This window comes from Vibrio owensii (assembly GCF_002021755.1).
In the GTDB taxonomy this organism is placed as follows: domain Bacteria; phylum Pseudomonadota; class Gammaproteobacteria; order Enterobacterales; family Vibrionaceae; genus Vibrio; species Vibrio owensii.
In genome coordinates, this window is the sequence record NZ_CP019960.1 from 709,701 (window position 1) to 723,574 (window position 13,874).

General features: G+C 46.0%; 10 protein-coding genes. 9 read left to right on the forward strand and 1 reads right to left on the reverse strand.

Going from position 1 to position 13,874, the window contains the following annotated elements; all coding sequences use genetic code 11:
* Window positions 1–6: 6 nt before the first annotated feature.
* Window positions 7–879: a heme o synthase gene (gene cyoE / locus A9237_RS19715; RefSeq protein WP_078609233.1), complete on the forward strand. Its 873-nt coding sequence runs from the start codon at window positions 7–9 to the stop codon at window positions 877–879.
* Window positions 880–1,147: 268 nt separating this feature from the next.
* Entirely contained in the window at window positions 1,148–2,242 is a 1,095-nt protein-coding gene (locus A9237_RS19720) for an NADH:flavin oxidoreductase (RefSeq protein WP_078609235.1), read from the forward strand.
* A 64-nt stretch (window positions 2,243–2,306) separates the two neighbouring features.
* On the opposite strand, the gene A9237_RS19725 is transcribed toward A9237_RS19720, so the two are convergent.
* A complete protein-coding gene (locus A9237_RS19725; protein ID WP_020197253.1) occupies window positions 2,307–3,203 on the reverse strand; it encodes a LysR family transcriptional regulator in 897 nt (298 codons plus the stop codon).
* A 155-nt stretch (window positions 3,204–3,358) separates the two neighbouring features.
* Here A9237_RS19725 and A9237_RS19730 point away from each other — a divergent pair, with 155 nt between their 5' ends.
* From A9237_RS19730 to A9237_RS19760, 7 genes are all read left to right on the forward strand, one after another.
* On the forward strand, window positions 3,359–3,757 hold the full coding sequence (locus tag A9237_RS19730) for a RidA family protein (protein WP_078609237.1): 399 nt from the start codon (window positions 3,359–3,361) through the stop codon (window positions 3,755–3,757).
* Between the two features lie 94 nt (window positions 3,758–3,851).
* Complete coding sequence (locus tag A9237_RS19735; protein ID WP_078609239.1) at window positions 3,852–5,312, forward strand: aldehyde dehydrogenase family protein; 1,461 nt, start codon at window positions 3,852–3,854, stop codon at window positions 5,310–5,312.
* Window positions 5,313–5,379: 67 nt separating this feature from the next.
* A complete protein-coding gene (locus A9237_RS19740) occupies window positions 5,380–6,366 on the forward strand; it encodes a membrane dipeptidase (protein WP_054823830.1) in 987 nt (328 codons plus the stop codon).
* Between the two features lie 150 nt (window positions 6,367–6,516).
* On the forward strand, window positions 6,517–8,085 hold the full coding sequence (locus A9237_RS19745; RefSeq protein ID WP_370736492.1) for a BCCT family transporter: 1,569 nt from the start codon (window positions 6,517–6,519) through the stop codon (window positions 8,083–8,085).
* 112 nt (window positions 8,086–8,197) lie between these two features.
* The gene (locus A9237_RS19750) at window positions 8,198–9,937 is read left to right on the forward strand and encodes a hypothetical protein (protein WP_078609241.1); all 1,740 of its coding nucleotides are present in this window, start codon (window positions 8,198–8,200) and stop codon (window positions 9,935–9,937) included.
* Window positions 9,934–10,665 (forward strand): DUF3726 domain-containing protein, encoded by a 732-nt coding sequence (locus A9237_RS19755; protein WP_020197259.1) that lies wholly within the window; start codon window positions 9,934–9,936, stop codon window positions 10,663–10,665. Before A9237_RS19750 ends, A9237_RS19755 begins: the two co-directional genes overlap by 4 nt.
* 831 nt (window positions 10,666–11,496) lie before the next feature.
* Window positions 11,497–13,839, forward strand: coding sequence for a M4 family metallopeptidase (locus A9237_RS19760; protein WP_041053320.1), 2,343 nt, complete (start codon window positions 11,497–11,499; stop codon window positions 13,837–13,839).
* The last annotated feature ends 35 nt before the right edge of the window (window positions 13,840–13,874 follow it).

Below are 13,874 nucleotides of genomic sequence, written 5' to 3' on the forward strand. Positions count from 1 at the left end.
TAGGGTATGCTGAAAAGTTATTTGTCTATTACTAAACCGGGCATCATTTTCGGCAACCTGATTTCTGTTGCGGCGGGGTGCTTCCTCGCCGCAAAATCAGAACCCGCTAACTTTCTGTTGTTGCTAACAACGTTAGTTGGCGTCGGGCTTGTGATTGCATCAGGATGCGTGGTGAACAACATCTTCGACCGCGATATCGACCAAAAAATGAAGCGCACGCAAAACCGTGAATTGGTGATGGGAAACATCAACATCGACGCGGCATTTGTTTACGCTTTGGTATTGTTGCTTAATGGCACAGCGTTATTGTTCCAATTGGTGAATCCGCTCTCGGCTGTGGTTGTACTCTTGGGTTACGTGTTTTACGTCTTCTTCTACACCATGTGGTACAAACGAAATTCGGTCTACGGCACTTTAGTCGGCAGCATTTCTGGCGCGGTTCCTCCGCTTGTGGGCTACCTTGCTGTGACGAACTACATCAGCTTAGAAGCGATCTTACTCTTCGTTATGTTTTGCCTCTGGCAGATGCCGCACTCATACGCGATTGCTATGTTCCGCATGCAAGATTACCGCGATGCAGGCATTCCTGTTCTTCCCGTTAAAGAGGGCATTACCAAAGCACATCAACATATGAAAGCGTATGTGGTGGCTTTTGGGGTGGTTGCTATTGGGTTGTTTATGTTGGGTGAAGCTGGTTACGAGTATTTAGCGGTCTCGGCAGCAGTTTGCTTTATGTGGACGCGGGTGACATTCCAAAAAGTGAATTACAACAACTACATCCAATGGTCCAAAGCGGTGTTTAAGGTGTCGTTATTGGTCGTAATGAGCATCAGTGGCGTGCTTGGTTTAGAGTTGATTCCACTGCCGTTTATTCATTAAAGGAAAGTAAATCTGAGTTAACGATTGATGCCATCAGTAGTTGTGATGAGAACAAAACTAATGAATGCGGAATCGGTGATCTATCTCACCAAACCTTAATCCAGATTAAAGTTTTGCCGCAGTTTCGGCGGTAAGGTTCGCGTCGCTCATCGCACTGAACAGAAATTCAGAGAAGGAACAGCCATGATTTGTGTATCGCTGTTCCTTTTTCGTTCCTGCTCGGTAGTGATGTATAGAACTAAAAAGACAGATTTTAAGAGGACTGGACTTGAGCATTTTGTTTTCAGAAGCCCGCATTGGCAACATGACACTAAAGAACCGCTTTGTACGAAGTGCAACGTGGGAAAATATGGCGACAGAAGACGGTCATATGACCGAGAAGTTGAACGACATTTATGAAGAACTTGCCAAAGGTGAAGTGGGTCTGATCGTTACTGGTTATGCGAACATCGTAGAAGAAGAGAAACCGAACGCGGGCATGATGGGGATCTACAACGACTCTTTCATCGATGAATACAAAAAGCTGACTGACCTTGTCCACGAACATGACGCTAAGATTGTTATGCAGATCGCTTACGGCGGCACAAAAACGACCTTCAACGTTGGCGAGCGTGTGATTTTTGCCCCAAGTGAAGTGCCAGAACGCGGCACCAAAACGGAAGGCAAAGCGATGACTCAAGATGAGATTGACTACATCGTTAAAGCATTTGCGCTAGCGAGCAAGCGTGCACAAGATTCTGGCTTTGATGGTGTAGAAATCCACGCGGCGCACACGTACCTAATCAACCAGTTTTTAAGCCCATATTACAATCGTCGCGAAGACCAATACGGCGGTAGTCTTGAGAACCGTATGCGTTTCCTTATGGAGATCTATGCCGAAACACGCAAGCTAGTTGGTGACGATTTCCCGATTCTGGTGAAACTGACAGCAACGGAGTTCTTCGATGGCGGTTTGACGTTCGATGAAACGCGCATTGTTTGTAAGAAGCTAGAAGAAGTGGGCGTGGATGCGATCATTGTATCGGGTAACATTCATGGCAACGCAAGCACCATGGTAGGTGAGTCGTTTGACGGTTACACGCTACAAGAAGAAGGCTACTTCCACGAGTACGGCCAAGTGATCAGTCAAGATGTGAACGTTCCGGTAATTACCGTAGGTGGTTTAAACGACTTCTGTGCGATTGAAGACTTGGCTGAAAACACCAAGATTCAATTCTTCGCGCTTTCTCGTCCGTTATTGGCAGAGCCACAATTGATCAAGCGCTGGAAAGACGGTAACCGCGCCGAAGTGGACTGCGAACGTTGCTCTAAGTGTCGCACCAAGCGCGGCAACTTCTGCGTGGTTTACAAGCGCAGAAAGTAACGTGTTCTGACTTATAAAGTTTAAAAAGCCCCTGATGCTTAACGTGTCAGGGGCTTTTTTATGCCTATGCAGTTTCGACTTCTTCTTGGTAGTTCAAGTAGTGAATGCACAAATCATGAAATGCTTTTGCTTGAGGGGAGATGGTTCTATCCGTCAGAGTAAATATACCTACTTGTCTTTCCAATGGTGGATCGATAAGCGGAATCCAAACCAGTCGAGTTTCGTTGGTCGGGAACGCTAATTTTGGCAAGGTGGTGACACCAATACCAAGCTCAAGAACGGAGAACAAAGATGTGATGTTTTCTACGGAATACAAAGCTTGTTCACTCAACGCGCGCGCAGGAGTGGGATCGAGTAGGGTGCAAGTTCCGTTGCGAATAAAAGGTTGCTCTAACAGCGTTTGCCACTCAATACCTTCCGGATGCTGAGCGATAGGGTTATCCTTCAAACACACCACACCAATGGGGTCAGAGATTAACGGGGTAAACTCGATACCGCCTTCGTCCAAGTGTGATGGGTTACCCAACGCTAAATCCACTTCGCCTGATAACAAACGCGCTTCGACGCCAGCGGCGTTATCATCAATTAGGCTGACTTCTACATTCGGGTATCGTTCACAGAATGCGCCGAGCACACTGGGAATCAGCTTGGCAGCAACTGAAGGAACGCTGGCGATGCGTACTCGACCTTGTTGCCCTGCGGCGGCGGCTTTTAGATCGTTATCTAGAGCGTTATAGATGTTGAGAAACTGAATGATCTTAGGCAGGCAGATTTCACCGAATGGAGTGAGTTTGGATTTATTGCCCGGCTCAAATAGGGTTTGACCGAGTATTTTTTCCAGTTCTTTGATTGACGTTGACAGCGCTGCCTGAGAGCGGTTCGCTCGATGTGACGCTGCTCTAAAACCACCTTCCTCGACCACCATCACAAAATGCTTTAATTGTTGAAGCTTGATACTCATAGCGAAACCTCTGCAATCCCTTTATTTACCTTAGTTTTAATAAGGTGATAGATTTTTCTTATCAAATGTAAAAAATTTACCGTTCGATTTATCGCCTGTCAATGTGCAGTATTTAACCATCTTGAAACAAGGTTGTTACAAAGGTTGAAAGGCACGTGAATACTTCTACGAAAAAATACCCAGTCAAAACCGCATTGTTTGCCTCTAAAGCGCCGCTGGAATGGGCAATTGTTAACAATGGCACGTTATACACCGCGCAAATCCCGATTGATGATACCGGAGCTGTCGTGGAAGGCGGTATCGAAGCCCAAACTCGTCAAACCTTTAATAATCTCGTTCACACGTTGGAGTGTGCAGGGGAGTCTTTAGATTCCGTTCTGCAGGTGCTGATTTATGTGACGGATCGTGAGTACTTAAAAACGGTTAACCAAATCTACGCTGAGTATTTCGAAGCGCCTTACCCTAATCGCGCCGCTATGGTCGTGGCGGGACTAGCTCGTGAAGAGATGCTGGTGGAGTTTGTGGTGTACGCATCAGCGAGTCAGACAGAGTAAAGAATAATAATCAAAGCCTCATTACCGGGCTTTGTCAGTGAGATCAGTGAGCTGGTGGCAATCACCAGACGTCAGGAAGAATAAGGACAGAGCAATGACTTTTATCAATAATGTTCAAGCAGAGAAATCTCTCTACATTGCAGGCGAATGGCAATCTGGCATTAATACGATTGCGAACATTAACCCTTCAGACATCAGTGAGAACTTAGGCGATTTTGCTCAGGCGAGTGAAGGCCAAGTAGAGCAAGCCATTCAAGCAGCCAAAGTCGCACAGCCAGAGTGGGAAAAAACGCCGATTGAGCGCAAACAAGCGGTTTTGCAGGCGATTGGTGATGAGCTGATTGCTCGTTGTGATGAGCTTGGCACGCTGCTTTCACGTGAAGAGGGAAAACCTTTTGCTGAAGGTCGCGGTGAAATCTACCGTGCAGGTCAGTTCTTCCAATATTTCGCAGCGGAAGTGCTGCGTCAAATTGGCGATAACGCAGCTTCTGTCCGTCCAGGCGTTTCCGTTGAGGTCACTCGTGAAGCCGTCGGCGTTATCGCCATTATCTCTCCTTGGAACTTCCCAACCGCTACGGCTGCATGGAAAATCGCGCCAGCGCTTGCGTTCGGCAACAGCGTAGTATGGAAGCCCGCTAACCTAACACCTGCTAGTGCGGTTGCACTGACGGAGATTATCCATCGTCAAGGCTTACCAGCAGGCACGTTCAACCTTGTGTTGGGCAGTGGTTCGCAAGTGGGTAATACGCTTATCAACTCGAAAGATGTAAATGGTGTGAGCTTTACTGGCTCTGTTGATACCGGACGTAAAGTAGCGGCAGCAACGGCTCCAAATTTTGTGCGCTGCCAGCTAGAAATGGGTAGTAAGAATGCACTTGTAATCGCCGATGATGCAGACATTCAAATCGCAGTTGAAGCGACCATTGCAGGCTCTTTCTCTGGAGCAGGTCAGAAGTGTACTGCGTCATCTCGTCTTGTCGTCATGGATGGCATTCACGATGCCTACGTGGAAGCACTGATCAAACGTATGAGCGAGCTTAAAGTCGGTCACGCCTTAGAAGAAGGCATCTTCATGGGGCCCGTTGTGGATGGAAACCAATTGAATGCCAACTTCGAATGGATCGAGAAAGCACGTCAAAGTGGTGCGGAGTTAGCGTTCGGTGGCGAGCGTTTGAACTTAGAACATGATGGTTTCTACATGTCGCCAACCCTTTTCCTCAATACGCAAAACAGTTGGGAAGTGAACCAAGAAGAAGTGTTTGCGCCAATGGCAAGTGTGATTCGAGTTTCTGACTTGGACGAAGCCATTGCTGTCGCGAACGATACTCGCTTTGGCTTGACGGGCGGCATCATTACGCAAAGCCTTCGTAATAGCGCCATCTTCAAACAACAAGTTCAAACTGGCTGTGTCATGGTCAACCTACCAACCGCAGGAACGGATTATCACGTGCCGTTTGGTGGTCGTAAAGAGTCGAGCTTTGGTCCACGCGAGCAAGGTCAATACGCAAAAGAATTCTACACCGTGGTGAAAACCGCTTATCAACGTCCTTACTAAGTGAAATAGGGCAGCCGAGGATTCCGCTGCCCACCCTTAAAGGCTCATTAACGTTTAAGGAGTGGTTATGTACCAACAACGGATTGTGATTGATGGATTGCAGTACTGCAATTGGGATCGAGAATACTTCCAAACGCTGAAGGCGAGCGGCATTACGGCTGTGCATGCGACGATTGTTTATCATGAGAATGCACGCGAGACCTTAACTCGCTTTGCCGAATGGAACCTGAGATTCGAACAAAATGCAGACCTTATTATGCCTATTTACTCGATGGCTGATGTCGAGAAAGCAAAGGCAGAGGGTAAGGTTGGCGTCTTTTTTGGTGCGCAGAATTGCTCCCCAATTGACGATGAAATCGGCTTAATAGAAGTCATGCGTCGCCAAGGTTTGTTGATTATGCAGCTGACGTACAACAACCAAAGCTTGCTGGCGACAGGGTGTTATGAGCAGAACGATTCTGGTGTCACGCGCTTTGGTAAACAAGCCATCGAAGAGATGAACCGTGTCGGGATGATCATCGATATGTCCCATAGCGCTGAGCGCTCAACGTTGGAAGCGATTGACCTTTCTTCTCGTCCCATTTGTATTAGTCACGCAAACCCAACATTTGCTCATGATGCTCTGCGCAACAAATCGAACAACGTCATTAAAGCGCTCACCGAACGTGGCGGCTTGATTGGCTTTAGTCTTTACCCATTCCATCTTCCAAACGGAAGCCAATGCACGCTAGAGGATTTCTGCCAAATGGTCGCGAAAACTGCTGACCTGTTCGGTGTGGATCATTTAGGTATCGGCAGTGATCTTTGTTTAAACCAACCACAGCAAGTACTTGAGTGGATGCGCAATGGTCGTTGGTCGAAAGCTATGGATTATGGCGAAGGCTCAGCAAACAACTCTGGTTGGCCTGATGCCTTGCCTTGGTTTAGTGGCAGTAAAGGGATGGAGAACATTTACAACGGCTTAATGCGTCATGGATTCAGTGAATCCGAGGCAGGAAAAATCCTGGGTGAGAACTGGTTTAACTTCCTTAAAGAAGGGCTGGAGGCGAGCTAGGTCGTAACCCAAATAAACATGGAATAGCTCGCTCAAAAAATAATAACAAGGCGAGTGTTAAAGTCACTTTTTGTAGCCGTTATGGCAGCTGCAATAAACCTCTGGAGTCAGAGTATGTCTGATCTAACCAATAGCATGAAAGCTTCAACGATGAGCGTGTCATCAAAGAAGCACCAAGCAAAACACAACGACACTTCAGCAACGGAAAATTCACCGGATAAGTTAGGGTTAAGTAACCCGGCACTTTGGTATAGCGGCGGCTTTATTGCCTTATTCGTCGCTATCGCGCTTTACGATGGAGAGTTGCTATCAACGTTAGTTAATACGGGATTTGCGTGGTCAGTCAAAGTCTTCGGTCCGTACTGGCAGATACTGCTTCTTCTCACTTTTCTTATTGGTCTTGGCTTGGCTGCAGGGCGAACAGGCAAGGTGATTTTAGGCAGAACAACGAAGCCTGAAATGGACGGTTTCCGTTGGATGGCAATCATCTTCTGTACGCTTTTAGCAGGTGGTGGCGTATTTTGGGCGGCGGCAGAGCCTATCGCGCACTACGTGAGTCCTCCACCTTTGTATGGTCCGCAAGATAATCCACAGCAGGGGGCAGTGAACGCACTATCGCAGTCTTTCATGCACTGGGGTTTTCTAGCGTGGGCGATCGTTGGCAGCTTAACGTCTATCGTGGTCATGCATTTACACTACGATAAAGGCTTGCCGTTAAAACCTCGCATCTTGCTTTATCCAGTATTGGGTGAGCGAGCGCTAAAAGGTCAAACAGGCGCATTGATTGACGCATGTTGCATCATCGCTGTAGCGGCAGGAACCATTGGACCGATTGGCTTCCTAGGTTTACAGGTTAGCTACGCGTTAAATGCGCTGTTTGATATCCCAGATGGCTTTACCACACAGTTGATCATCATCTTATTTGCGATTGTGTTGTACACCGTCTCTGCACTGAGTGGCTTAAACCGCGGCATGCAAATGCTGAGTCGTTACAACGTGATTCTTGCACTGACATTGATGGCTTACATCCTTCTCTTTGGTCCGACGGATTTTATCTTCAACGGTTACATTCAAGGTGTGGGCAGCATGCTAGATAACTTCATTCCAATGGCGACCTATCGTGGTGATGAAGGTTGGCTGAGCTGGTGGACAGTATTCTTCTGGGGCTGGTTCTTGGGGTACGGACCGATGATGGCAATCTTCATTGCACGTATCTCTCGTGGTCGCAGTATTCGTCAAATCATCTCGACGATCAGCATTGTTGCTCCGCTAACCACGTGTTTTTGGTTCACCATTGTTGGTGGCTCTGGCCTAGCGTTTGAAATTGCCAATCCGGGCAGTGTGAGCGCGGCATTTGAAGGCTTCAACTTACCGGGCGCGTTACTTGCAGTGACTCAACAACTGCCGATGCCAATGTTGGTTTCCATCTTGTTCTTGATTTTGACCACCATCTTCATCGTTACCACTGGTGACTCAATGACGTACACCATCAGTGTTGTGATCAGTGGTGAGACTGAACCAAACGCGATTATTCGTACCTTCTGGGGCGTGGCTATGGGTATCACGGCGTTGATTCTCATCTCACTTGGCTCTGGCGGTATATCAGCCCTGCAATCCTTCATCGTTATTACGGCCGTTCCAGTGTCATTAATACTGTTACCGTCACTTTGGAATGCTCCGCAGATCGCTATGAAGATGGCGAAAGAGCAAGGGCTATAACAACAGTTATAACAAAAAGATCAAACCCAATAACGTGGCGCTTGTGTGGGTGATTCCTCCCCACACCCGCACAAGCCCTTATTCTTACAATAAAAAATAAGTGGTGAGCAAAATGGATGCACATCGTTCTACTTACACTGAAACAACACTTCGCAATGCTGCAATTGTTATGGCGCCAGACAGGCTAGGGGCTATGCACCAAAATCGAATCAGCTTTGTGCGAGGCTTGATCCGAAAAATGGCGAGTCAGGAATGGCAAGTGAGCAAACATGAGTGGCAATTGTGTCCACGCGGTTTTGGTCATGTGATTTATAAATTAGCGACGCCGGAACACGTTTATCACTTGGTCGTCTTTTGCGATGAAATTGCTGATGAAGAGCGTAACGACCGAGTCATTGCTGAGAAATGGGACGTGACTTTTGCGTTGGTCAAAGGTGAGGTTAATGTTGAACTGTTAGAGCAACTTCGAGCCAATGTACCTTTGCAAGAAGCGGGACGTAATCCAAACAACGTGCTTGTTCTTGCTCGTGCCAATAAGAGCGTTCGTGTGTTTGAGCACATTGTGAATGCGCTTTCTAAAGGTGAGCAGCCAGAGCCTTCTGAGCTTGCAGAAGTGGGTTACATCCTAAGAACCACCGCCGTTTATGGTAACGGTAAATTTGGCATTGCCGATTTTAAACTGCTAGAGAACAACTCTGATTTCAACCAGTCATTTCGTGCACAGATGTGTGCCGTTTATATGCTGCGCGAATTCAGCTTAGATTGGGTTCATTACCTTGCTGCGCAAAAGGGAGGAGATAACGCCATTGCACTTCACAAAGGTTTGCAGCGCTATCTTGGTGTTGGGAACGCAACTGGCTTGGGTATGGCGCCATATTTAATCAATCATCCATGCATCGTCGACCAATGGATGACATCACGTGAGCGTGCGATTGCCAACGTGCTTGCTATGCCATGTGAACCTAACGAACTAGAGCAACCATTAAAAGCCCTGCTTAAAAAAGCACAGCGACACTTAGAGCAAGTAATAACAATCAACGAGCATCAAGATCAGCTTAATCATCAAGCTATTGCTGATCTCCAAGCGCTACAAATTAACTTAAATGCTTTGATGGTAGAGCACTCGAATTGGGCAAGCTTGATCAAACAAATCACAACAATGAGTTTGGAAGCCCAAGAAATCCTAACTTCATGTTTGATCGAGCTTTACCCGTCTTTGGTTGATGAATTTGAAAACCAAATGAACACAGACGAATCACTTTCTATTCCAGGCGGAAAAAGCGTTCAAGATGTGTTGCAAATACTAGAGAGTAAGTACCGATGGTCAATCGATGCTGACTACACGTTACCAGAGAACAACTATTGGTTCTGGTATCGCTCGCAAGACAAAGAAGAACCAAGGCTAGGCGTTCGTGGAGAAGAAATCGGTGAAGAACGTGAGTTGCCACTCGACATAGGGCGACAAGTAAACCGCCTCTACCATGCGCTGCAAACGTGCCAGCCAGAAACATCGTTGGCGGAGTTCTTACTGCAGCATCCGCAGTATCGTGCAATCACTCGTCGTGTATGGACGCTCGGCAACCGAGAAATGGGTGATATCCAGATGAACGTGCTACGTGAAGACGCACTGCCTATGCATCTACTGCGTTGTAAGTTAGCTATCTTTGGGGCGACCAAGTTCGATCCACGTTCAGACCGATGGGTGCGCGTTACCTTCTTCCAAGGCGCACCATTGCTTGATGAGATTCAGGACCCGCGTTTCAGCGATACGTGGATTTTCCCAACCATGCCAGAGCGTGAAGAAATCGCGCAAAGCGACAATCAAAAAATCAGTGGAGGTTTTGCATTATGATCGTTTCGCATAACGAGCTGGTAGCAGCAGTAAACAAAGCTTTTCTTGGTATGCGCCGTCATTGCGGTGAAGCAGATGTGATTGCCAATATGGTTGCGGATCTGCAAATGGTGGGTTTGCACGGCGTGCGTCACTTCAACAACGCCAGCCTGTTTCTCAACTTAGATTCAGATTGTGCGGTTAGCATTACGAGTAACACCGACTCTCATATCGAAGTCGAGCTACACAATGGCAGTATTGCCTGTCATTTACCTGCGGTGTTGGATTTTGCGCTTGAGAAAATGGTCAGCAGCAAGAGCGTTACCATCACACTGAAGCAATGCCACAATCGCTGGCTAGCATTTAGTGAATTAGTTAGGCTCTCTGCCAAAGGCATTGCATGTCGTGCTCAGTGGGTTAATGGCACTAGTCCTAAGCGAACCTTGTATGTGTTAAACCGTGGGCGGATTGCACCAGAGGTATTCTTTTCTGACCAGATTGAAGACAACAGTACCGATTATCACAGTATGACGATAGAGCTTGCCGTAACGGATTTTGATATCGAAGCGAGCTCTCAAGGGTACGCAATTCATATTGATGGTGAAGAGCTGAGCCGTGCGCAGAAAACATCATGGGAAGAGGGCATCTTTGTCGAGGACGCAGAATGGAACGCGCTTAAACAAACTGCCACGGTTTTCCTTGTTGAGAACAGTGAACGTTCGGTGCAAGGTGCTGGCGAATTAGCCTGATATTGATATATTAACGAATAAAAGTGTGAGGCTGCCCAAGGGTAGCCTTTTTTATTTTCCCAACCTTGCTCTCTGGTTTATGTGTCTCTCACCTCGTTTATAATATTAAATATAACGTTTTTGAGTCATTATTATTACATTGGATTTATTTGTCTTTGTTCTAACCAATAAATATGGCCGTTGTTTTTATTGGTCTCGCCAAATCTATTCTGTTACCTATTGTTTAAAACATTGTTTATTATCATCTCATTTGTAATTTATCTATTCATAATTAGCGCCTTTATATTCTGTTTGCTGTTGTTCTTGGAATATATCCTTTATTTTAATGTGGAATTTGGTAGGTGGTATAAACTATAGTATTACTTGATCCTTTCAATTAAATAGGCTCCAGTGCTGTTAAAGCTCTTTTTTATAGGCGGTCATTCAATTGGGATGGCATTCATTCTAAGTTCAAGTGCAATATTTGAATTTTGATTGTTATATTTGAAATCATAAAGTTAATTGTGCTAAATTCCCCCTCCAGCCTAGGGTTACTCCTCATTGTATTCATCTAATCATTTAGTCGTAGTAGTATTGTTTGTTTATAATTAGATAAAATAAACAATATTTTTAAACAAAAATAGCTAGTGATAAAAATAGCATTTCTTGATTTTATAAATGAGATCTTCTTTCCTAAAAAAAGCCATTGAAATAAAATTGTAATTTTCATTTTTACCAGTTTCATGAATTTATTTAATTGATGTATCACAACTATTTTATTGATCTTAATTATCGACTCCGGTGTGTTTTTTTCTGATAGATTCGACGCGAACACATCAAGGAGATAGATAAATGAAAATCAAGAAACGTCTGATAGCTATCGCTGTTGCAGGTGTCATGACGATGTCAGTTCATGCCGGTGAATCAGTGACATTGAATAAGCCAGTCAACTTTACCAACTTCTCTGGGCTTAATTCACAATTGGGTGTTAATAATGCATCGAGCTTTAAACAGGTTAAGAGTATTCACCTAAAAAAACGCGGTGTTTATAAGGTAAAGATTCAGCAAAATGTCTGGGGTATTCCTGTTTGGGGACATTCACTGAACGCAACCCAAAGCTTTAAAGGCGGCGCTTTAAAGGCCGTGCAAGGCAATTATTTGCGCGTAAACGACTTAGAACGAAGTTTTGTAAAACCTAAGTTGAACCGAGCAGAAGCGTTAAAGGTTGCGTCAAAGAACCTTGAGAATAAAGGCATCGCAGGTAAGTTTCTAAGAAATGTCGAAGATGAGTTATTCATTTATCAAGATGGCAAACAAACACGATTGGTTTACGTGGTTTCTTATCTGCTAGCAAACAGCCTTCAACCTTCTCGCCCATTTACCATGTTAGATGCGCACAGTGGTGAAGTTATCGATCGTTGGGAAGGGATTGCTCATGCGCAAATCGGTACCGGGCCTGGTGGTAACGAAAAAACAGGCATGTATGAGTATGGCACCGACTATCATTACCTCGACGTACAAGAAGATGGCAATAATTGTGTGATGGAGTCGGAGAACGTCATCACGGTTAACCTAAATGGTGCCACTGAAGGTTCTACACCTTACAGCTACGAGTGTCCTCGCAATGAATTTCAAGAAATTAACGGCGCTTACTCTCCACTGAACGATGCTCATTACTTCGGCAATATCGTATTCGACATGTACAAAAACTGGTTCGATACTGCGCCACTTACTTTCAAGTTAATGATGCGTGTTCACTACGGCACGGGTTATGAAAACGCCTTCTGGGACGGCCAAGCGATGACGTTTGGTGACGGTGAGAGTTATTTCTACCCATTGGTTAGTCTGGATGTTTCAGCCCACGAAGTGAGCCACGGCTTTACTGAGCAAAACTCGGGGCTAGTGTACGCAAACCAATCTGGTGGTATGAACGAAGCTTTCTCTGATATTGCAGGTGAAGCCGCAGAGTTCTACATGAAAGGTGAGAATGACTGGATGGTTGGCAAAGACATCTTCAAAGAGGAAGGGGCATTGCGCTATATGGATGATCCTTCGCGAGATGGTTCTTCTATCAACCATGCGCAAGACTACTATGATGGCTTGAATGTGCATTACAGTTCGGGTGTTTTCAACAAAGCTTTCTATCACTTAGCAACGACATCCGGTTGGGATACCAAAAAGGCGTTTGAACTGTTTGTGCTCGCGAACCAAATTTACTGGTCGCAAGACAGTGATTTTTGGCAAGGTGCATGTGGTGTGAAGAACGCAGCAAACGACTTAGGGTATGACGCCTCTGCGGTTGTGGATGCTTTTGCTGTTGTCGGTGTTGAGCCATGTGCAGAGCCACCGCTGCCGCCAGAGCCTGAATATCAGCGTCTTGAAAATGGCCAATCAGTCACAGTAAATGGCGCTACAGGGTCGAAAACCTATTTTGATATCGAAGTCCCAGAAGGCCAACCGCAGCTTACAATCAATCTAACCGTGCCAAATGGTGATCCAGATATTTACGTAGGCTTCGATTACGCGCCTTCTTCAACTGAAAATATTTGTTCTAGCTTGTCCGTTAGTGACGAAGTGTGTGTGATTGAGAACCCAGAGCAAGGTCGCTACACGGTGAACGTATTTGGTTACGCTGAGTATGACAGTGCGGAACTCACGGCAACGTACGAAGATAGCAGTGCAAACCTTCCTCCAGTAGCGGAGTTTGATCAGTCTGTTTCTGGTAAAACAGTGACACTTCGCAGCACCAGTAGCGATAGCGACGGCAGCATTGTTTCTTACCAATGGAACCTAGGTGACGGCAGTTCGCAAACTGGCGAAATGGTGACGCACACTTACGCCGCAGCGGGTGATTATGCGGTGACGTTAACCGTAACAGACGATGCAGGCAGTGCGACATCAACCACACAAACGGTGACGATTGAAGAAGGCCAAACAGATGCGTTCCCGCTGAAACTCAACTTCGGTAACAAGTTCCCGAATGGTAAGGCTCGCGTGAAGCTGTCTTGGAAGTACGACACCAACGATTACTTCATTGTTAAACGTAACGGTAAGAACGTTGGTGCAACAGACTTTAAGTCTTACGTCGACCAGTTTGAGCACAACGGCACTATCGACGTGGAATACCAAGTGTGTACTTCGGGCAACGTATGTTCTGAAACCAAGCGTTACCGATTCATCAAACCAAACAAATAACAACGCAATAGCAAAGGGCTCCAGACGGAGCCCTT

What these genes read in the sequence shown, in the direction of transcription:
- cyoE (WP_078609233.1), top strand. Translation starts at nt 7, where the DNA reads ATGCTGAAAAGTTATTTGTCTATTACTAAACCGGGCATCATTTTCGGC.
- A9237_RS19760 (WP_041053320.1), top strand. Translation starts at nt 11,497, where the DNA reads ATGAAAATCAAGAAACGTCTGATAGCTATCGCTGTTGCAGGTGTCATG.
- A9237_RS19740 (WP_054823830.1), top strand. Translation starts at nt 5,380, where the DNA reads ATGTACCAACAACGGATTGTGATTGATGGATTGCAGTACTGCAATTGG.
- A9237_RS19735 (WP_078609239.1), top strand. Translation starts at nt 3,852, where the DNA reads ATGACTTTTATCAATAATGTTCAAGCAGAGAAATCTCTCTACATTGCA.
- A9237_RS19750 (WP_078609241.1), top strand. Translation starts at nt 8,198, where the DNA reads ATGGATGCACATCGTTCTACTTACACTGAAACAACACTTCGCAATGCT.
- A9237_RS19745 (WP_370736492.1), top strand. Translation starts at nt 6,517, where the DNA reads ATGAGCGTGTCATCAAAGAAGCACCAAGCAAAACACAACGACACTTCA.
- A9237_RS19725 (WP_020197253.1), bottom strand. Translation starts at nt 3,203, where the DNA reads ATGAGTATCAAGCTTCAACAATTAAAGCATTTTGTGATGGTGGTCGAG.
- A9237_RS19755 (WP_020197259.1), top strand. Translation starts at nt 9,934, where the DNA reads ATGATCGTTTCGCATAACGAGCTGGTAGCAGCAGTAAACAAAGCTTTT.